General features: G+C 42.4%; 19 protein-coding genes and 2 pseudogenes. 5 read left to right on the forward strand and 16 right to left on the reverse strand.

Features of this window, described 5'->3' with window-relative positions; all coding sequences use genetic code 11:
* Window positions 1-90: 90 nt before the first annotated feature.
* Complete coding sequence (locus DWW43_RS02725) at window positions 91-765, reverse strand: PIN domain-containing protein (protein WP_008402853.1); 675 nt, start codon at window positions 763-765, stop codon at window positions 91-93.
* Between the two features lie 245 nt (window positions 766-1,010).
* Window positions 1,011-2,720: a trypsin-like peptidase domain-containing protein gene (locus DWW43_RS02730; RefSeq protein ID WP_119962661.1), complete on the reverse strand. Its 1,710-nt coding sequence runs from the start codon at window positions 2,718-2,720 to the stop codon at window positions 1,011-1,013.
* Window positions 2,721-2,999: 279 nt separating this feature from the next.
* On the opposite strand from DWW43_RS02730, the gene DWW43_RS02735 reads away from it, so the two are divergent.
* The 4 genes from DWW43_RS02735 to DWW43_RS02750 are packed head-to-tail and all read left to right on the forward strand — an operon-like array spanning window position 3,000 to window position 6,108.
* Window positions 3,000-3,272, forward strand: coding sequence for a hypothetical protein (locus DWW43_RS02735; RefSeq protein WP_008402855.1), 273 nt, complete (start codon window positions 3,000-3,002; stop codon window positions 3,270-3,272).
* 1 nt (window position 3,273) lies between these two features.
* Window positions 3,274-3,912, forward strand: coding sequence for an ATP-binding cassette domain-containing protein (locus tag DWW43_RS02740; protein ID WP_008402856.1), 639 nt, complete (start codon window positions 3,274-3,276; stop codon window positions 3,910-3,912).
* Window positions 3,913-3,936: 24 nt separating this feature from the next.
* The gene (locus DWW43_RS02745) at window positions 3,937-5,055 is read left to right on the forward strand and encodes an ABC transporter permease (RefSeq protein WP_119962662.1); all 1,119 of its coding nucleotides are present in this window, start codon (window positions 3,937-3,939) and stop codon (window positions 5,053-5,055) included.
* A gap of 21 nt (window positions 5,056-5,076) precedes the next feature.
* A complete protein-coding gene (locus DWW43_RS02750) occupies window positions 5,077-6,108 on the forward strand; it encodes an ABC transporter permease (RefSeq protein WP_165853004.1) in 1,032 nt (343 codons plus the stop codon).
* Between the two features lie 258 nt (window positions 6,109-6,366).
* On the opposite strand, the gene DWW43_RS02755 is transcribed toward DWW43_RS02750, so the two are convergent.
* From DWW43_RS02755 to DWW43_RS02815, 14 genes and pseudogenes are all read right to left on the reverse strand, one after another.
* Window positions 6,367-6,987 (reverse strand): YigZ family protein, encoded by a 621-nt coding sequence (locus DWW43_RS02755; protein ID WP_008402859.1) that lies wholly within the window; start codon window positions 6,985-6,987, stop codon window positions 6,367-6,369.
* Between the two features lie 12 nt (window positions 6,988-6,999).
* Window positions 7,000-7,467, reverse strand: coding sequence for a transcriptional regulator NrdR (nrdR, locus tag DWW43_RS02760; RefSeq protein ID WP_008402860.1), 468 nt, complete (start codon window positions 7,465-7,467; stop codon window positions 7,000-7,002).
* Between the two features lie 56 nt (window positions 7,468-7,523).
* Window positions 7,524-7,772: a YlmC/YmxH family sporulation protein gene (locus DWW43_RS02765; protein WP_008402861.1), complete on the reverse strand. Its 249-nt coding sequence runs from the start codon at window positions 7,770-7,772 to the stop codon at window positions 7,524-7,526.
* Between the two features lie 140 nt (window positions 7,773-7,912).
* Window positions 7,913-8,704, reverse strand: coding sequence for an RnfABCDGE type electron transport complex subunit B (locus DWW43_RS02770; protein WP_008402862.1), 792 nt, complete (start codon window positions 8,702-8,704; stop codon window positions 7,913-7,915).
* A gap of 12 nt (window positions 8,705-8,716) precedes the next feature.
* On the reverse strand, window positions 8,717-9,292 hold the full coding sequence (locus tag DWW43_RS02775) for an RnfABCDGE type electron transport complex subunit A (protein ID WP_119962664.1): 576 nt from the start codon (window positions 9,290-9,292) through the stop codon (window positions 8,717-8,719).
* Window positions 9,293-10,035: 743 nt separating this feature from the next.
* Window positions 10,036-10,692 (reverse strand): annotated as a pseudogene (locus tag DWW43_RS12260) (electron transport complex subunit E); the annotation flags it as partial.
* The gene (locus tag DWW43_RS12265; protein WP_243104387.1) at window positions 10,692-11,303 is read right to left on the reverse strand and encodes an RnfABCDGE type electron transport complex subunit G; all 612 of its coding nucleotides are present in this window, start codon (window positions 11,301-11,303) and stop codon (window positions 10,692-10,694) included. The pseudogene DWW43_RS12260 and the gene DWW43_RS12265, both read right to left, overlap by 1 nt.
* 42 nt (window positions 11,304-11,345) lie before the next feature.
* A pseudogene (locus DWW43_RS12270) lies at window positions 11,346-12,281 on the reverse strand (RnfABCDGE type electron transport complex subunit D); the annotation flags it as partial.
* Between the two features lie 11 nt (window positions 12,282-12,292).
* The gene (rsxC, locus tag DWW43_RS02790; protein WP_044946183.1) at window positions 12,293-13,618 is read right to left on the reverse strand and encodes an electron transport complex subunit RsxC; all 1,326 of its coding nucleotides are present in this window, start codon (window positions 13,616-13,618) and stop codon (window positions 12,293-12,295) included.
* Between the two features lie 96 nt (window positions 13,619-13,714).
* On the reverse strand, window positions 13,715-14,281 hold the full coding sequence (locus DWW43_RS02795) for a Gx transporter family protein (protein WP_119962666.1): 567 nt from the start codon (window positions 14,279-14,281) through the stop codon (window positions 13,715-13,717).
* 44 nt (window positions 14,282-14,325) lie between these two features.
* Window positions 14,326-14,691: a NusG domain II-containing protein gene (locus DWW43_RS02800; protein ID WP_008402868.1), complete on the reverse strand. Its 366-nt coding sequence runs from the start codon at window positions 14,689-14,691 to the stop codon at window positions 14,326-14,328.
* Complete coding sequence (locus DWW43_RS02805; protein WP_119962667.1) at window positions 14,688-15,788, reverse strand: FAD:protein FMN transferase; 1,101 nt, start codon at window positions 15,786-15,788, stop codon at window positions 14,688-14,690. The genes DWW43_RS02800 and DWW43_RS02805 overlap by 4 nt, the downstream gene beginning before the upstream one ends.
* Before the next feature lie 162 nt (window positions 15,789-15,950).
* Window positions 15,951-16,589, reverse strand: coding sequence for a hypothetical protein (locus tag DWW43_RS02810; protein ID WP_119962668.1), 639 nt, complete (start codon window positions 16,587-16,589; stop codon window positions 15,951-15,953).
* 78 nt (window positions 16,590-16,667) lie between these two features.
* A complete protein-coding gene (locus DWW43_RS02815; protein WP_119962669.1) occupies window positions 16,668-18,455 on the reverse strand; it encodes a hypothetical protein in 1,788 nt (595 codons plus the stop codon).
* A 239-nt stretch (window positions 18,456-18,694) separates the two neighbouring features.
* Between DWW43_RS02815 and abc-f the strand changes: the two genes are divergently transcribed.
* Entirely contained in the window at window positions 18,695-20,626 is a 1,932-nt protein-coding gene (gene abc-f / locus DWW43_RS02820) for a ribosomal protection-like ABC-F family protein (protein WP_119962670.1), read from the forward strand.
* Window positions 20,627-20,741 lie beyond the last annotated feature (115 nt).

Raw genomic sequence — 20,741 nt, forward strand, 5'->3', positions numbered from 1 at the left:
AATACTAAATCAGACGTCAGATGTCAACACTTTTTTTGACATTTTTTGTGTTTTTTCATAATAAGTAATTTTGAGTTCTCTTATTCTCTTCTATCTGCCCGGCAAATTCTTTATCAAAGGCTGAATTCTCTTATATATAACATGTACAGTTTCATTTGGATATAATTTCATCAGATTATTATTCACAGCTTGCTTTGTTTTCGATTCCACTATAACCTGTATTATTTTCTCTTTCTGTTCAACATACTTTTTTTCTTTAAAATGTTGTCCAAAGAAGGAGCGCACCTGTGCTTCCCTTTTCTCATTATCAACAGTCTGTTTCAACTTTGTTTGTCCAGTATTGTTCTTCACCTGTTTTTCAACAGGATCCTCATTTCTTTTCGCTATATCTGCAATCTTTTTTATTTTAATTTTTCTGTTTTTCAATCCTTCTATCGCTTTATCAAAATCACTATCTTTTGAAACAATATAATATTCCGCATTTTTATTCTCACGTATAAAATTTCCTATATCAAATAATATCTGACAATCCACAGCATTTTTTATTGGTATCTGGATCTTTATATATTCAAATTCAGCCTGTGATACTTGTATCCGCCTATGCAATCCAAATGTAAGAGTTTCAGCCGCATCACTATAATATACACGGACACAGTCTTTGTCTGATAATTTTACAATTCCGTTCATCCCATCTCTGTTAACATTTTCATAATCTACAAAAAAATATCTTTTATAAATTTCTTTCTTATCTGAATCATCTCCCATATATGATTTCTCCTTCTTAAATATTTACTTCTTTACCTTTTCATATATTTTAATCCGAAATCAGTACCCGTTATTTTTTAGTTTAGCACAGTTCATTTTATCATGTAAATATTCTCCTGCTTATCGACCCACTCTTGCTAACTAATGGTTTCCTATCATAAAAAATAGTTCAGATAAAGTGCATTTATTTGTTCAATTACTGCACTTTATCTGAACTTATTACCTCTTAATTATCCATCCTGTAATTAGTTATTCTGGGTCAAATCTTCTGTCTTTGCTTCCAGCGTTGCTTTTACAGTCTTCTTAACATATTCACCTTTTTCATTTCTGTAGAATTCGATCTCGATCTCATCGCCAACCTTTCCACTTGCTATTTGGCTTTGAAGATCTGTACTGTCTGAAATATCATTTCCATCAATACCTACAATGATATCACCTGTAAGGAGTCCGCATTTCTCTGCCGGAGATCCTTCACTTACCGAATATACATATACTCCTTCCGGCATATTCAGTCCTTCTGCATATTCAGATGTGATATTTTTAACGGTTACACCAAGATATGTTGATCCTGATTTGGTTGTACTCTTGCCTGCAAGAATATCGTTGATGATATCCTGTATATCGGATATAGGAAGTGCGTAGCCCATTCCTTCTACTGTGCTGTCTACATATTTCGCTGTGTTCATACCGATCAGTTCGCCCTTCATATTTACAAGAGCACCGCCACTGTTACCAGGGTTGATAGCTGCATCAGTCTGAAGAACCTTTACAGTTCCGTCATCTACACTGACTTCACGGTCAAGAGCACTGATATATCCTACTGTTACCGACTGTCCATATCCAAGTGCGTTACCAATGGCGATACATGGATCTCCGACTCTTAAGTTCTCGGATGAACCGATCGTGATCTCTTTGATCTGACTTAATGTGTCGTCCTTGATCTTCTTTAACGGAACGGTTACAACCGCTACATCATTTGATTCGTCATAGCCTTTTACTTCTGCACCGGCTGATTCACCATCTATAAATCCTGCTGATAATTCTTTTGCGTTCTTTACTACATGATAGTTCGTCAGGATATAAAGGCTTGTTTCATCTTTTCCGATTATGATACCTGAGCCTGCTCCTGACTGCTCCTGCTCATAGGTATCAAACCAGTACTGATATGTTGTTACATATGTTCCTGTTATGGATACAATGGATGGCATTACAGTTGCACTTACATCTGCTACACTGCCGTCACCGGTGCTTCCAGAGGCATTTGCATCGAGCAAAGCGGAGCTTGTAGTTGTATCTGATCCGATCTGAACCGTCTGATTTCCTTTCTTTAAGAACTTATCGCTGCCATACCGGACGCCCTGGAAGACACAGCCTGCAACCAGTCCGAAGACAACTGCCGCAGCTATAGTCGTTGCTACTTTCTTTCCTGTACTTCTTCCACCGTTTGTTTTCTTCATTTCTTTCTTAGCTTTTTTATCTGCTTTCTTCTTTGCTGAGCGTACCATTTTTTCTGATTTTTTCTTTTCCTTCTCAGCAGCTTTCTGCATCGCTTTATTAACATTTTCGGAATAACCTGTCACATTCTGCGTGGAAGCACCTGAACCCTGTGCTGTATTTCCTGAAGGATTCGTATAAGCTGATGTATAGCCGGTCTGGCTGTTATATCCTGCATGCTGATTACTGGAGTAAAATGCACCGCCAAAATACATATTCTGTCCCGGTGTTCCATGATACATGCTGTTCTGTGAGTTCTGCCGGTTATATGCATTTGTATTCTGTCCTGAACCGGTCTGTCCATATGCGTTGCTGCTTCCATAGGTCTGTCTATAGGAGCTGTTCTCATTCTGCATATTCATCTGTTCAGTCGTCTGTTCGGAAGCTGTCTGTGTCTGTTCCTGTGTCTGACCTTCTGAGTCGAACTGACAATCCTGTTCTTCTCTAAAATTCTCATCCATAATCAATCATCCTTTCTTTCTATGTAACAGCAGCTTTCTTTTGTTTACTGCTCTCTTTCTTATTTACAGGTTATACTATAATCTGTAATTGTGTAAGAAGTGTGTTTTCCATGTAGAAGAAATGTGTTTTTCGTGTATAAAAAATTTGAACAACTTACATTTATTTATGCTTGACTTCATATGGAAATTGAAATACAGTTTTTAATGACAGATTACAGAATGATTTTTATGGTATACAATATTTTTACATATATTATATAGAAATTGAGGTTTTAACTTATGTTCCGAGTATGGGGTAAAATAATGAAGGATAACCACCTGGTAAAGGATACGGTTGTCTGTATAGATGATGCATCTTTGACACGAACAAAAAAGGTATATAAAGCATTAGAGGAAATGTGCTATGAATTTGATCTGGCAAAACCGATCTGGCTGAAGAAAAATCAAAATGATTTTATTCTCCACGCAAGAACACGTTTCGATCATGATAATTTCGTAGAAGCGATCGAATTCGACTATCTGGATTTTCAGATTATTGAAGAGGATTATTAATATGTTTACTGTAAATGATATCGGGAAAAATTATAAAAAGAAAATGGTACTAAATCATATCTCCCTGCAAGTTGCACCCGGTGAATGTATCGGGCTTCTGGGAATCAACGGTTCCGGGAAATCAACGCTGCTTGGTATTCTGTCCGGCGGACTCCGACAGGATCATGGCACTTATTCTTTTGACGAACCGGATAAAACGGTCAGCTTTCTTCCACAGGAAAATCCACTGATTCCGGAGCTGTCCGGTCTGGATAATCTGAAGCTCTGGTACTCCGGCAGATCTACCGAGCTAAACAGCACCTACAGCCTCTCTATCTTAAAAAGACTCGGTGTAGATGTTTTTCTCCATCAGAAGGTAAGTACAATGTCCGGTGGTATGAAAAAACGTCTGAGCCTTGCTATCTGTATGCTGGAGCAGCCGGATCTTTTATTACTGGATGAACCACTTGCTGCGTTAGATCTCCTCTGTAAAAAAGGAATTCTAGACTATCTGAAGGAATATACCGGAAATGGTGGCAGCATTATCGTTGCAACACATGAAGAAGATGCGCTCTCCATCTGTAATCGCATCTATATCTTAAAGGATGGTTTACTACAGGAAGCAAAAGGTACAGATTATGCGACCATGCTTCGTGCCTGATTCAGATTGGATGTGAATGTTCTTATGTTTTTTCGATTATTTCTAACAGACCTTAAAAGAATAAAACAGCGTTTTCTTCCGCTTGTCCTGATCACTCTCATTCTGGCAGTCGGACTCTCTGTCGTCGTTCTGCTGTCAAACCGGTTATTATATAATGAACAGACCATCGAACCGGTCAATGTCGGGTTGGTTGCTGATGCTTCTTCTCCTTATGCCAAGATGGCATATTCTATGGTAAGTGAAATGGACAGCTACCGGACTACCTGCCGTTTCATCGAGATAGCTTCCGAAGATCACGGCAGACAGATGCTTGAAAACGACGAAATCAAGGCGTTGATCATCATTCCCGATAATATCATCAACAGCATTATATACGGAGAGGATAATCCGATCACGGTCATTTATAATCAGGATGGTACTTTAGATACTTACACTCTAAATGAGGTATTCAAATCCACCTCATCAATGCTTGCTACTGCACAGGCTGCAACTACGATCATTTATCAGGGGGCATATCAAATGGGGCTTCCGGATACCGCACTAGAACAAATCGCAACGGATGCCGATAATCTCTACATGGATTATGTCTTATCCAGGACAGAGCTTTATATCAGAGAAGACTTACAGCTTACCGGAGCTTATACCCCTTATCAGTATTATATAGTATCCGGGCTGCTGCTTTTGCTGTTCTTCAGTGGAATCGTCTTTTTATCTTTTATAAAAGGGAATTCTGATACATTACGTCTTCGTCTGAAGCTTCACGGAATCACCGGAGCGCATATTATAATCAGTCAGTATCTGACACTTACGATCACATTATTTATGATCTATACGATACTGTTCTTTAGCTGTATGACCGGAGGTACGATCGGTCATTTTGCCCCTTTGCAGTTTCATATATCGGGATTCTTTGCCGGAACACCCGCGATCCTGTTTATCGGATTCGTTATCCTGCTGATCGGGTATCTGCCAACCGGATATTCCGGGGCATGCCTGCTGTTATTTTTGACAGCTTTCTTACTGGCTTATATCGGAGGCGGTATTGTTCCGGTCAGACTTCTGCCTGACTTCATCCAGAATTTTGCTGAACATACCCCGTATTATCAACTGTTAAACCACTTATGTAATGGCTTTTACCATTAATCGATGAAAGGACAACTGCTTATGCTGTTACGTCAATACAGAATCCTGTTAAAACGGACTTCAAAAAAATTCATCAATCTTCTGTTGCTGCTGATCATTCCGTTCACGGCATTCTATGTAAAAAATCTGCCGGTGGAAGAAAAAAGCACGGTATTCATCTGTGGATATTATATGGAAGAATCAAACAGTTACCTGGCACAGGTGGAGCAGGAGCTCTCCGGACATCAAGACTGCTTTACTTTCGAGAAATGCAGTTCTATGGAGGAATTAAAGGATCAGGTCGCATCCGGGCGGTATGACTGTGGATTTGCGTTTGACAATGGGTTTTCTGACGCATTTATACATGATATCAAGAACTGCCACATCCGCTTATACACTTCCCCATCTTCGATGTTCCAGTCAATTTTTTCCGAAACATTATTTGACCGGCTGTTGGATGCTTTCTCGCCGGCTATTGCCGTCAACTATCTGGAATCGAATTCTGCCACAAAAGACTTTTATCGGAGTTCTTTCCAGTCATATCTGGAAGATCAATACAGAAATTATATGAACAGTGATTCTGTCTTCCGGTTATCTGTCAATAATACAGGAGCCTACCACGGAACAACCGACCGCGTAGATCTGTTCCCGGTTCATGAATTTACCGGTTTTCTTCTGTTCTTATCTTCTCTGGTCGGTTTGCTGGTCTATCTGAAGGATCAGGATGAACACATCTATGACAGAGTATCCAAACGGAAAAGACTGCGTTTCTGTCTGACCGGTATTCTTGCTAATATAACACCGGTATGGCTGGTCAGTGTAGTTACGCTCTACTTATATGAGCAGCCGGAAGCCATCCTGCCATTTCTGTTAAAGATGTTCGGATATATACTGCTGTGTCTGCTGTTCACTTTTATCTGTCTGCTTATCTTCCGACATTATAAGCCGTTTGTATCGGCTCTTCCGGTTCTTGTAATCTGCACTTTGATCTTCTCGCCGATCTTCCTGCATCTGGAGGATTATGCGCCGATCCTGCGGTATCTGTCCTACCTCTTTCCGCCGACCTTTTTTTAGGGGAAACAAAAATAAGCTTGCCTGTAACGTTATATGATTAACTATGATGTTGTATCGTTTCTATTCGTCTAGCACAGCATATTTGTCAGCAGTCGCCCAAACTCACCCTTTCGGGTTCAAACATGGGCTTGGTGCTGACAGCCAGTGCAAGGCTCATAACGGAACTTATACAAATGTCATAGTTAATCATATAGCGTCACAGGCAAGCTTATTTTATATTTGCTTTAAATTAATTGGCGCAAAAAGAATGAGCTCTGTTTATACGAATTTCTCGCCTTTTTCGTCGATGACAGCGCGAGCTGCTGTTGCTTCCGTAATCTTTTTTTCGATCATGGTTACATCTGCGACAGGAACTGCTGTATGGAAAGTTACATCTGCGCCATATTCTGTATTCTCTATACTGATCTCATTTGTTGATAAGAGATACTGTACTTTGCCGGAATCATTATAGGAGCAGGTGATATCCATAAGCTTCATGCGCTGCACCTGGTGAATGCCGGCGTCTGCAAGGGCAAGCTTAGCAGCTTCTGTATATGCCCGGACAAGTCCTCCGGTTCCAAGCAGAGTACCACCGAAATATCTTGTAACCACAATGCAGATATCTGTTACCTGATTTCCCGATATCACTTCTAATATCGGCTTTCCTGCGGTTCCCTGCGGTTCTCCATCATCTGAAAAACGATAGAGGGTATTCTCTTTTCCAATCGCAAATGCATGACAGTTGTGTCGTGCATCATAATGTTTCTTCTTGACACTTTCGACAAATGCATACGCTTCTTCTTCCGAAGAAACCGGCTGTGCATAACCGATAAATCTGGATTTCTTCTCAACGATCTCATCGGTGCCCGGTGTCAGTATTGTATTATAAGAATCTACCATGATTGTTCCTGTCTATTTCCTGTCAGTATTTGTCGATAATAATTTGCTCAGCTCATTCATAAATGTATTCACATCTTTGAATTCTCTGTATACAGAAGCAAATCTTACATAAGCTACCTGATCCAGATCCTTGATCTTATCCATAACGATCTCACCGATCGTCGTACTCTCTACTTCTTTTGCTTCCAGATTAAAGATCTCGTTCTCGATATCATCGATGCATTTGGATATCTGTTCCGCTGATACCGGTCTTTTATGGCAGGATCTTATGATACCGGATTCAATCTTCTTCCTGTCATAGGTTTCTCTGTTCTTATCCTTTTTGATTACGATAAGCGGGATCGTCTCAACCTTTTCATACGTTGTGAAACGTCTGCCACAGGCATCGCACTGTCTTCTTCTTCGGATCGAACAGCCGTCATCCGCCGGTCTGGAATCTATAACTCTTGTATCATCAACATAACAAAATGGACATCTCATGTTTTTGCCTCCGTAAATCAGGGAACATCATTTTATCCCCTCTATTCTTTCTGCTACTAACTTTTACATATTCGGGGAGGAATGTCAACTAAAATAATATCCGGCCCGATCTTTACTACATTACAGAAATCAATGCGATACTCCTCGCAAGATCCAAAGCACCAGAAAATTTTTCCCTGCTCAGGAACAATTATCGTCTCAATTCTTCCGGAGCAGGGATCAAATTCAATATCTGCAACAAAGCCAAGTCGCTGGCAGTCCTTGCAGTTTATTACTTCTTTTTCTTTTAATTCACAAAACCTCATCTATATTCCCTTTTCAACAAAATCCACCTTCCGTATCATAATATGAAACAGAGAATATATTTAGACATATAAATTATCGGTTGCACCGATCTGCCTATGAATCAGTCACAGCAGTCAGGCTCTGAATCCGCTCACATTGATCAGCTTATGATCTTGACCGGACACTTTCTGGCACATGCGCCACAATGGGTACACTTATCATAATCAATATGTGCGAGGTTCTGATCTACCGATACCGCATCAAATTCACAGGATCTGACGCAGAGTGAACAGCCAATACAACCCGCTGAACAAACTGCCTTTACTTCTTTTCCTTTTTCCTTTGAATTACATCTGACACGATGAGGGGCATCATACGGAACCAGCTCGATCAGATGTCTTGGACAGACATCTACACACTTTCCGCACGCTTTACATTTTTCCTCATTTACAACTGCAATGCCATCTATAATATCAATCGCACCGAATTCACAAACAGCCTTGCAGGAACCATATCCTGTACAGCCATATGTACAGCCCTTTGGTCCGTTATTCGGACTGTTCTGTGCAAGAACACAGGTCTTTGGTCCAACGTAATCATAAACATCCTTTGCCTTCTCACAGTCACCTGCGCATTTGACAAAGGCTACATACTTGGTGCTTGCTGTATTCTCTACGCCGAGTGCTGCACTGATTGCCTCTGCAACGGCGGTTCCTCCAACCGGACATGCAGATGGCGGCATCTCACCCTTTGCAATGGCTGCTGCAAGACCATCACAGCCGGGATATCCGCATCCACCACAGTTATTTCCGGGAAGAAGTTCCCGCACCATAACTGCCTTCTCATCTACCGGAACTTTAAACTTTTCACCAGCTACACCAAGCAGAACACCAATGATAATACCAACGCCTGCTACAACTGCAACTGCGATCAGAATTGTTGTAATATCCATAACGATCCCTCCTTATATCAATCCGGCAAAGCCAAAGAACGCTATTGCCATCAGACCTGATGTGATCAGAACGATCGGAGTACCCTTAAACGCTTCCGGAATATCACTGTATTCCAGTTTCTCACGGATACCTGCAAGGATCGTAATTGAGATCGCAAAACCTACTGCTGAACCAAAGCCATTTACAATACTCTCAAAAATCGTATATTCATTCTGCACATTCGAAAGTGCGATACCAAGAACTGCACAGTTTGTTGTGATCAATGGAAGGTATACTCCGAGTGACTCGTATAAAGACTTCATATTCTTCTTTAAGAACATCTCTACAAACTGTACCAATGCCGCTATTACAAGAATGAACACAATCGTATTCAGATAATCCAATCCCAACGGAGAAAGGATTCCATAATAAACAATACTCGTTACTGCTGAAGCGATCGTCATAACAAATATAACGGCTCCGCCCATACCGGTCGCTGTGTTTACACTCTTTGATACACCAAGGAAAGGACACAGTCCAAGGAACTGGCTTAATATTACATTATTTACGAGGGCTGCTCCAACTGCCAATAATAAAATATGCATTATTTTCTACCTCCCCTTTTCTTATTCTTTTTATCTGCAGATTTTTCATCAAATTCCTGATATTTGTTTACCTGATCTGCACTTGCAACATCCGGTCTTACAAGCTTTGATGTGTCCACCGTATCGGATTCTTCCGATACGGCTTCCGCCTTCTCTGACTCTGAAACCGGATTGTCTGTCTCTGAGAGTACAACTGCATGTGGTACTCTGTTCAGATTTACCGGGATGTGGATTCTCGGTCTGTCAGACATCTCTTTCGCCACCTGAACCGGAGTCTGCTGTACAGTTGACGCTGTTTTCTCCTGAACCGGCTGCTGCGCTGGTTGTGCTGCCTGTATCTGTGGCTCCTGTGATACCGGAACTGTCATCTCAGGCTCTGATGAAGCTGCCATCTGCGGCTGCATTGTACTCTGAGTAGCAGTCTGCTGTACGACCGGTGCCGACTGCATCTCCTGAACCGGTTGCTGCGCTGATGGTACCGACTGCACTGGTTGTGCCTGCTGTGCCTGCTGTCCTTCTTCCCGCTCTACCGGCTTCTTTGCTATCTTATCCGGGATCACAACCTTTTTCGACTGTGGTACCGGTGCTGTCGGCGTCTGTGCGACGGATGCCTTGCCGGCATTTGTCTGTGCATTAGCCTGAGTATCCTGCATTGCAGCCTTTCTTCCGGCACACATGATGTTTGCACATCCCATGCAGGCTTCCGGCTTACAGCTTACAGGGATCTCATCTCCATTTGCAAGTGCCTTTGCTGCCTTCTTCGCATTTCTCTTGTTGATCGTTGCGATGATAAAAGCAAGTACAAAGAATGCTCCCGGTGCAAGTACAAAGATTGTGATCGGCGTATATGCTGCAAGCACATCTCCGATTGCTTTTCCTGCTCCTGATGTCTTCTGAAGGAGATTGCCTTCTCCGATAATCTGAAATCCAAATACACAACCTTTTCCGATCAGCTCACGGAACATGCCGATCAGAGTAAGACCGATCGTAAATCCAAGTCCCATTCCAAGTCCATCAAAAATTGACGGAAGGACTTTATTCTTAGAAGCATAACTCTCTGCACGTCCAAGAATAATACAGTTTACTACGATCAGTGGAATATAGATTCCAAGACTGTCATTTAAGGACGGCAGATATGCCTGCATTAAAAACTGAATAACCGTTACAAAGGAAGCAATGATAACAATATAAGATGGTATTCTGACCTTTTCCGGTATCACCTTACGAAGCAGTGAGATAAACGCATTGCTTAATACCAGAATACAGGTCGTAGAAAGTCCCATACCTGCCCCGTTGATCGCTGATGATGTAACCGCAAGTGTCGGACACATACCAAGCATCTGTACAAAGGTTGGATTTTCTTTCACGATACCATTGTATAAACGTTCTGTACATTTACCCATTAGTTTGCTCCTCCTTTCAGATAATCTGCATAGGAAAGTCCTGCATTTACTGCATTTGTAACTGCATTTGTCGTGATCGTCGCACCACTTAATGCATCGATCTCCTCATCCGATGCTGCACCGGATTTTGTATATTTAAACTGTGCTACATTTTTTCCTGCAAACTGTGATTTAAACTCATCTGTATCTGCCTGCATACCAAGGCCTGCTGTCTCACTTAATGACAGGAAGGAGATACCGTTTGTAGTTCCATCCTCTGCCACACCAAGGGCAAGCTGAAGATCTCCGCCATATGCCTCATGGGATGTAATAACAAATACATAACCAAGTGCATTTCCGTCTTTATCACAGGCAATTACTGCCTCATCTATATCTGCCTTATAGCCTTTATCCGAAAGCCATGTAGCTGCAGTCTCACTGTCGAAGCCATCTACCGTCCGGAAGTTATCCGCCTCTGTAAATACTTCCCGGTATGCGTCCTCCTTTGCCTGCTGTTCTGCCTGCTCGATCGGCTTCTTTGTGATCTGCTGTACATATGCGAGCACACCGCCGGCAACAAGTGTAATGACAAGGATCGCTACCGTTGCGATCACGATAGACTTCTTATCCATCTTCTTACCGTCTGCTGCCGAGCCGCCTTCTTCCTTCTGAAGCTCAGCACCCTTACCAAATGACTTCGGTTGTGTAAACCGTTCGATCAACGGAACAAGAAGGTTCGAAATAATGATCGCATAGGATACACCTTCTGCCGATCCGCCATAGATTCGGAACAGGAAGGTCAGGAGTCCAAGGATAATACCAAATACAACCTTGCCCTTCTTCGTAATAGGTGAGGTCACATAATCGGTCGCCATAAAGAAAGCACCTAACATCAGACCACCACCGCAAAGGTGCGCTGCCAGATATAATGGCTCAAAGCCCATACCGGAAGCAAGGGAATACAGGAATATAAATACAGAAAATGTTCCGATATAAACGAATGGGATGATCGGGCTGATCACCTTACGAATAATCAGATATAAACCACCGACCAACAGACAGATTGCAGATGTCTCACCGATCGTACCTGCGATTCTTCCGATAAACATATCTAATACATCTACTGTTCCGCCACTCTTTAATATCGCAAGTGGGGTCGCTGTTGTGACTCCATCATATGTAAATGTAGTCATCTTTCCCGCAAATGATATTAACAGGAAACATCTGGCTCCAAGTGCCGGGTTCATAAAGTTCTGACCCAGACCACCAAATAACTGCTTCACTATAATAATAGCAAATGCGCTTCCGAGTATCGCCATCCATACCGGAACCTCCGGTGAAAGATTCAATGCCAGAAGCAGGCCTGTTACGACTGCACTGAAATCTTTTACAGTACTATTCCTGTGCAGGAGCATTTCCACACCCCATTCAAAAAAGATACAGGATGCTATACAGGTTAAGATCAGCACAAATGCTTTTGTTCCAAAATTATATACACCAAACACACTCGCCGGCAGTAACGCAATGATTACGTCCAGCATCAGGGATGATGTCGTTTTCCGATCTCTGACGTGCGGAGATGCGGAAATCTTCAATGTTGTTTCTTCCATGTCTCCACCTCCTACCTCTTCTTACTTGCCAGAATGTTCTTTCTGGTTCCTGCTATTGTCTGTGTCAGATGTCTCTTGGCAGGACATACATAAGAACAACAGCCACACTCACAGCATTCCATACCATCATGTTTTAAGAATGCATCTATATTGCCATGCTCTGCATATTTTGCAAGATCTGACGGAATAATTCTTCCCGGACAGACATCCACGCATCTTCCGCAACGGATACATGCAGATGGCTCCCAGTCCTGAACCTCATCATGTGTCATACAAAGAAGTGCCGACAGTCCTTTTACTGCCGGAACATCGAGTGAGAACATCGCTTTACCCATCATAGGTCCACCCGCAATGATCTTCTCCGGCAGCTTGCCATCCTTAAAACCGCCTGCTGCTTCTATGATCTCCCGACAGCTTGTACCATTATGAACCAGCAGATTACATGGATTAACGATAGCATCACCTGTAACCGTTACGATTCTGGTGTACAGTGGCTTACCCTCGATCACCGCTTCATAGATGGAAACGATCGTATCTGTATTATGTACGATACAGCCCGCATCTGCCGGAAGCATCTTGGAATTCACATATCTTCCTGTCGTTGCATATATCAACTGACGTTCCGCGCCCTGTGGATATTTGGTTTTTAAGACCTTTACCTCGATCTTATCGTTATCAGCCAGATGCTCGGAGATCTTTGCGATCGCTTCCGGCTTATTGTCTTCGATCGCGATAATTCCCTTTGCTTTATCAAACAGATTTACACAGATCTGAAGTCCAAGGATCAGCTTTTCTGTCTCCTCTAACATTCTTCTGTAATCAGATGTCAGATACGGTTCACACTCCGCACCGTTTACAATGATATATTCGATATCATCTTCATTTTTCGGCGACAACTTTACATGAGATGGGAAACCTGCACCACCCATTCCGACGATACCTGCCTCCTTGATCATATCCTTGATGTCTTCTCTGTAGAGTGTAGAGAGATCTCTCACATTCTCAGAGAAATCAATCGTTTCAAATAAACCGTCATTCTCTATTACGATTGAATTTACTTTATTACCGCCATTTGTCATCCTCGGTTCGATCATTTTTACCGTTCCTGAGATTGAAGAATGGATATTTGCCGAAACAAATCCTCCCGCCTCTGCAATCTTCTGTCCTACCAGTACACGGTCGCCACGCTTTACGATCGGAACAGCCGGTGCACCTATATGCTGACTGAGCGGATAAACACACTCTCCCTTTGGAAGATATTCTCTGACAGGCTTGTCTTTTGTTAGATCTTTGCCTTCATATGGATGAATACCACCCGAAAAAGTTAATAAACCCATCTGCATACCTCTTTCTCTCGTTATTCTTATCAATTCATTCTCTGTTATCGAGAAAAACTAATCATATAATAATACTTCACAGGGTCAAAAACAACCCTAAAACTTGCCAATCTGACCGCCAACCGCCCGTATGACAAATGCTGCCGCAAGACCGATCAGAACTCCCGCGATCGTTCCGGAGACCAGTAAAACCGGAGCATATATCAGGATATTTTGGTTCTTTATCACCAGATATGCAACGATAAGCTGACCGACATTATGTCCGACACCTCCAAGAATACTCGTTCCCGTTGTTGAAAAGAATCCGAGCTTAACGGAGATCCACATAAACAGCATACTGACTGCTGCTCCGGCAAGACTGTATATCATAACGGTAAAATTGCCAAATAATAAAGACGACAGGAAGATACGGAGCGCGGATACCAAAACCGCATCCGCAAGTCCAAGCTTGCACAGCACTACAATAGTTACAATATTGGCAAGTCCGATCTTGATTCCCGGTACCGCGATATCGATTCGGATAAAGGATTCGATATATGAAAACACCATTGCAACCGCAATAAACATTCCAAGCTGTGCTATCATTCCTGCGCTGTTGTGCGTCTTCTTCTGTCTCTTTCTATTTGTAGATTTTTTTTGGGAAGTTTTTTGTTTCTGGCCCATCTTTTCTTTCTATTATCCCTTTCCTGCTATACTATGAACGGATCTTATCGATTATCATATTCTGATTCCTGTCCAACATCACCTTCCACCTGAATCACCAGCTTATGCGGCAGGCAGACAATATTCTCTCCGGTCTTCGATATCTTCCCCATACGAATACATACCTGATCCGGACAGTCTGCATCTGTTACATACGCCATGCCATTCTCTATCACCAGCGTATTCGTTCCTTTTGCGGTCTGAATCTCTTTCGTGGTATCTGTATCCAGATCATATCTGCCGATTTCTTTCTGATCTACATATATAACAACCTGACTGCCTTTTTTCTGACCCAGCCGGATAACTCCATAACCAACAATTCCTAAAAGGATCATCATAAGTGCCAGAATGATATCTCTTTTTTTTATCATTTTACTTTATAGTCTCCATTTGTTATCGTGAACTGTTTTCCTGCCTGCTCTGTCATATGTATATTCTTATCCTCATCAATCAGAATCGCATCTGCGTCAAAGCTTTTTACAAGCTTAAGTGCCTGATCCACAGGAAGCAGAATACACATCGTTGATAAGGCATCACTTAATGCTCCGCTTTCACAGATCACTGTCGCTGATATCGTTCCGGTGTCTGCCGGGTATCCGGTCTTTGGATTTAAGATATGATGATACCGTTTTCCATCCTGAATAAAATACTTCTCATAATCTCCGGATGTTGATATATAGACCGGATGCTTGTCTGACCGGACTTCTATGGTTCCCATCATATCATTTTCAGTTCCTCTCGGATCTCGAATACCGATCCGGAAACCGGAACCATCCGGCTTTGTGCCGTAGCATAAGACGCTGCCGCCGACTGCCACACAAGCGCCTTCCACCTGATTTTCTTCAAGGTTTTCTGCCACCCGGTCACAGGCAATACCTTTTCCCATCGCACCGAAATCAAGGCTTAAGCCTGCTTCATCAAACAGCACATACCATGTTCCATTCTCTGAAAGATCACTTACCTGTGTCAGCTCTTTCCCCTGTTCATCTACGATATGCACTTTCGAATCGTCAACTGCCGAACAGGCTTCTTCTATCTTCTGAGTCTCCGGTACTTGCTTCTTTCCGTCTTCGATACCCCAGCAGGATGCTAACGGTCGGATCGTGAGTGCCAGCAGATCATCCCCCGCTTCGCTTACCTCCCTTTCCTGTAAGACCGCATATGCAAGGTCATAGCTTATCTCATAAGGCTCTCCTGCCTTATATTCATGATTCACACGGTATACCTCTGAGCCTTCTATCCGCCATGAGATCTGTTCACGTTCCAGTCTGCTTACACAGTCGATCACTGCATCCGCATCCTGTCTACCCTGATCCGAATAGACCGATACCGTAACTGCAGTTCCCATGGCAAATCCGGTCGTCGTATACCCTTCTTTTTTCTGATTATCCTTTCCGGTATAAAAGATAAACGCAATTACCAGCCCGATACACAATATGCCTGATAATAATGCAAGTTTATTCTTCAAAGCATTTATTCCTCCATATATAACAGCCACTACAGGTTTAAACGCACTTTGCAAACTTATTCACAGGAACATCACCCATGTAAATAAAAAGAGCTGTTGCCGACCACGGTTCCAGCTCTCTTTTTGTCTCTGTCCGCAAAGCTCCTCGCTCCGCAGCTTTTTCTATCCTCTGTAATATTTCAGGATCGCAGCTACATCAAAATATCTGCTTCCAAAATCTTTATAAATGGCATTCTTCGTCATCGCATAGACAAATACATCACCCTGACCCTTAATTCCGTCTAAAGCAGATGGCTCGATTGCAACTGCAAAATCATCAAAGTGAAGTGCAAGTGTAAAGCCCTCTGTATAATATGTATTATACAGATTCATCACTGTGAGCTCTGTCTCCGGTGTGATCGTCATATCTGAGATCGTAAGGCTGTTACCTCTTGGAATATTCATATATACCTCAGCTTTCATTTCTTTACCGAAGGAAAGCTTTACGGATACAGGATCTTCCGTCGCACGAATGCTTTTCAGAACCTCTGCTGCTTCGGCCGGTATTGCTCCCGGTGTCTTCGTGCAGTCTACAACTTCACGTCCTGCCATATATTTCTTATCCAGAATGTTGACACATTTTACAATCTTGTTGTCATTTCCCGGATTCGGTAATATGCTGGCAACCTTGTAATAGTCTTCGTTCTCTAAGATCTCCTTGAACAATAAGCTCTTAATATCATAAAACTTTGCCAGCATTACAGGCTTGTAGTCCATGTACTTGATTGCTGACCGTATTTCATTTATATCTCTGATTTCCATTTGTATATTGTCTCCACTTCATTCAAATTTGTTCCGCTCAAATCATACATCCATTTTCTGATCTTTGCAACCCGGTTTTTAATGGAATTCCTGACAGACCAGTTCTCGCAGTCGATATCGGAAAGCTTTCTCGTATTCCTCGTCTTCATCGACGCTGTGATTTACCTCCTCAAAACAGGCTTTGCGGATAGCTTCCTGTGTAAATATCGTAGGGCTTTCGTCGTCTCTGCCCCAGTAGAACACTGCACCATCAATACTTTCATTTCCATAGATCTCCTGCATCCGGCTGATGCAGCTCTCATCTCCCAGGAACACATGACAGATACCGGCTAATGATTTACAGAGAACCTCTGCATTGATCGTATATCCGTCAAAATCTTGCGCCCAATCCGGAATCTGCTCCGGCTTATCTACAAGGATCACCGGAAGACTTCTACCATCATGCGAAAGAAGATTTTTAAGTTGGTCCGCGGATATCGGAACCGCTTCGGTGTCTTCATCCATAAATACACCCGCATCCAGGAATCCGACCTGATTAAATATATCCCGCATAAACTTCGGTCGATTATACCGGCGCTCTCTGGAATAGATATTCTCACAGATATGACGGCAGGTCAGATACAATCCATCGCTTTCTTTTCGGAGTTCTGCAACCACATGCCAGATCATACCGGCTTCTTCATTGCTGATCGTCTGCATATCCATTAGAAAATATTCCTTCTCTGCAACAACCTTTAACTTATACCCCATCACTTCATAAGAAACAGACTCCATTTTTTTTGGCATCTGTCCGAATATCAGGGAGATATGCTGGTACGCCCATTCGTATATGATCTCACTTGCCCGGTCAAATCCGTCATCCCGTATCCGTATCGTCTGGTCAAATACCAGATCCGATACCAGCGGCCGGATCTCCTGCTTGATCTCCTTGTTCAACACCCTGCCGAACTGTTCTCTGTCAAGCTGTGCTGATATGAATTCGTCATTTACTACTTCTTTATTAATGAGGTAGATTACCCTATTCGGCGACAATACCTTCTGATATTTTTTATTCAGCAGAATATTTACAAGCTGCTGCTTGGATACCGCCCAGAACTTCTCTACTACCTCGGGATGTTCATCAAAATATGCACGGACCTCAGGCTTGATCTTATCCTGTGTAATCTTTAACCGGTATTTGCTTCGGATCGCATTTTCCCAGTTTTTCTTGATATACTGGTCTCTGGCCAAATTATCGAAGATCTGCACGATTGACCAGTCGCACAGCTCTAGGTTTGCGATGATACTGTTCATCATGCGGGCATCCTTCTCCTGTCCGTCCCACAGACTGCTTCTGTTATCATCGAAGCCTTCATCCATTTTATACTTATACCGCATCTCATGCTCGATCTCATGCCAACCCTCAAACAGAACCGTTCTGAGCTGAACCTCAAAGGTCCGGTCAAACGGCTGCTCCCACAACTGATCGGATATATTGATCAGATATTTGCTTGGGATCTTAAATACACCATTGCACTTCTGGGCTTCAAACCGGTTCTCTTCCCATGCTGTCTTTGACCAATTATCTACCATAAAGGTGTCTTCGAGCAGTGCTTCACTGATCCTGATATCTTCTGTATAAAATAAATTAATACGGATACCGATCAGATCCTGTATCTTCTTATCATCTTTCCCTGTGCCATATTTTCCTGTATCTAACTTACGCTGTAATGACGTCAGTGTCTTTACTCTCGACATGCTGTGGAAATAGATTCCGGCATTTCTAAGCTTCGTCATCAATGTCTGTTCCAGCTTCGTTCTTACATCATTCAATTCCTGAATATCTTTGTCACTGATCAGTGCCAAAGACTCATTATTACGTTCCATGTAACCACCTGCTTTTCAAATAACTTTCACCCGTAAAAAACGCACAAAAATACACTATTATGATACCATTTTATTCCCTTGTCAGTCAATTTTTATGGCATAACCTTTTTCTAAATTTTATGTGAAAATCGGACCCGTTTATTAAAAATCTATTTCATTGGATATTGCTTATTTCCTGACACACCGATATAATGTTATGAGATCTGACAAGATACAAGAAAATAAGTAGGAGGAATCTTATGATTCTCGATTGTCAAAATATAAGTAAAGCATTCGGAACCAACGTAATTCTCGATAATGTATCCTTTCATCTTGAAGATAAGGAGAAAATGGCGATTGTTGGTATCAATGGTGCAGGCAAAACAACATTATTAAAGATCATTATGCAGGAAGAAGAAGCAGACTCCGGGCAGATTGTGTTATCTAAAGACCGTACGATCGGCTACCTCTCCCAGCATCAGGATATTTTCTATGACGATACGGTATACGGCGTGATGGAGGATGCCATGAAGCCCGTGATCGAGCTTCAGGATAAGATCCGCAAACTGGAACAGGATATGACAACACTGACCGGTAATGAACTGAACGCTGCTCTCTCGACCTATAATCGTTATACCCATGAATTTGAATATAAAAACGGATACGCCTATGAAAGCGAGATCACCGGAGTATTAAGGGGACTTGGCTTCTCCAAAGAAGATTTCGATCGTCATACCGATACCTTATCGGGCGGACAGAAAACCCGTCTCTCTCTCGGCAGACTTCTGCTTACGAAACCGGACATCATCATCTTGGACGAGCCGACCAACCATCTGGATATGGATTCGATCAGCTGGCTTGAAACCTTTCTGACAGGCTATCAGGGAAGTGTGATCCTCGTCTCCCACGACCGTTATTTTCTGGATAAGATCGTATCAAAGGTCGTAGAACTCGATCGTGGTCATAGCACCATATATAACGGAAACTATACCTACTTCTCTCAAAAACGTGCTGAGATCCGGGCAAATATGATGAAAGCCTACTTAAACCAGCAGGCAGATATCAGACATCAGGAAGAAGTTATTACAAAGCTCAAGCAGTTCAACCGTGAAAAATCGATCAAGCGGGCAGAAAGCCGTGAAAAAATGTTAGACCGTGTGGAACGTCTGGACAAGCCAACCGAATTAAACAGCGAGATGCGGCTGACACTGGAACCATCCGTTATCAGCGGTGAAGATGTACTTACGATTGAAGGACTGTCCAAAGCATTTGAACAGTATAATCTGTTCTCCGATCTGAATATGGAGATCAAACGAGGTGAGCATGTCGCCCTGATCGGCGGAAACGGAACCGGTAAGACTACGATCTTAAAGATCATCAACAAGCTTGTTCCAAAGGATGCCGGAACCGTAATCTTAGGCTCCCGTGTCAAGATCGGTTACTACGATCAGGAGCATCAGGTTCTGAATATGAATAATACTGTATTTGACGAAATCAGCAACGCCTACCCTGATCTGACCAATACCAGGATCAGAAATGTTCTTGCCGCCTTTCTGTTTACCGGAGAGGATGTATTCAAGCGGATTGCAGACTTGAGCGGTGGCGAAAAAGGTCGTGTATCCCTTGCTAAAATGATGCTCTCATCTGCAAACTTCCTGATTCTCGATGAGCCGACCAACCATCTGGATATCACATCCAAGGAGATCCTTGAAGAAGCGATACGAAGCTATACGGGAACAGTCCTTTATGTATCTCATGATCGATATTTTATCAATCAGACAGCAACAAGGATCATCGAATTAAAGGACAAGAAGTTGACGAATTATATCGGAAACTATGATTACTACGAAAGTCACAGAGTCCAGCCGGTTTCCACCGGAAAGCAGGCATTTGCACCGGTTTCTGATACTGTCTCTCAAGAAAAGCAGCCGGAATCTCAGGCAAAGCTCTCCTGGAAGGAAAACAAAGCCGAACAGGCAAGACTTCGTAAAAAAGCAAATGATCTGAAAAAACTGGAAGACAAGATCGAACAGCTTGAAAATCATCTGGCTGAAATTGATGAAGAATTTCTGGTTCCTGAAAATGCAACAAATGTTGCACTGTTAAATGATCTGACGAAAGAACGAAACTCCGTAGAAGAAGAGCTGAACACATTGTATGAACAATGGGAAGAATTATCTTCCGAGGAGTAAATGTCCCTCCCCTTTTGTCTGTACTTTATAATTCCAATCTAATAAAAAGCATTAGATACAGACTTCCGATGTTGTCTGTTATACACAACATCAACAAATCTGTCATCTAATGCTT

The sequence above is a fragment of the Clostridium sp. AF15-41 genome, assembly GCF_003604095.1.
Lineage (GTDB): Bacteria > Bacillota > Clostridia > Lachnospirales > Lachnospiraceae > Coprococcus.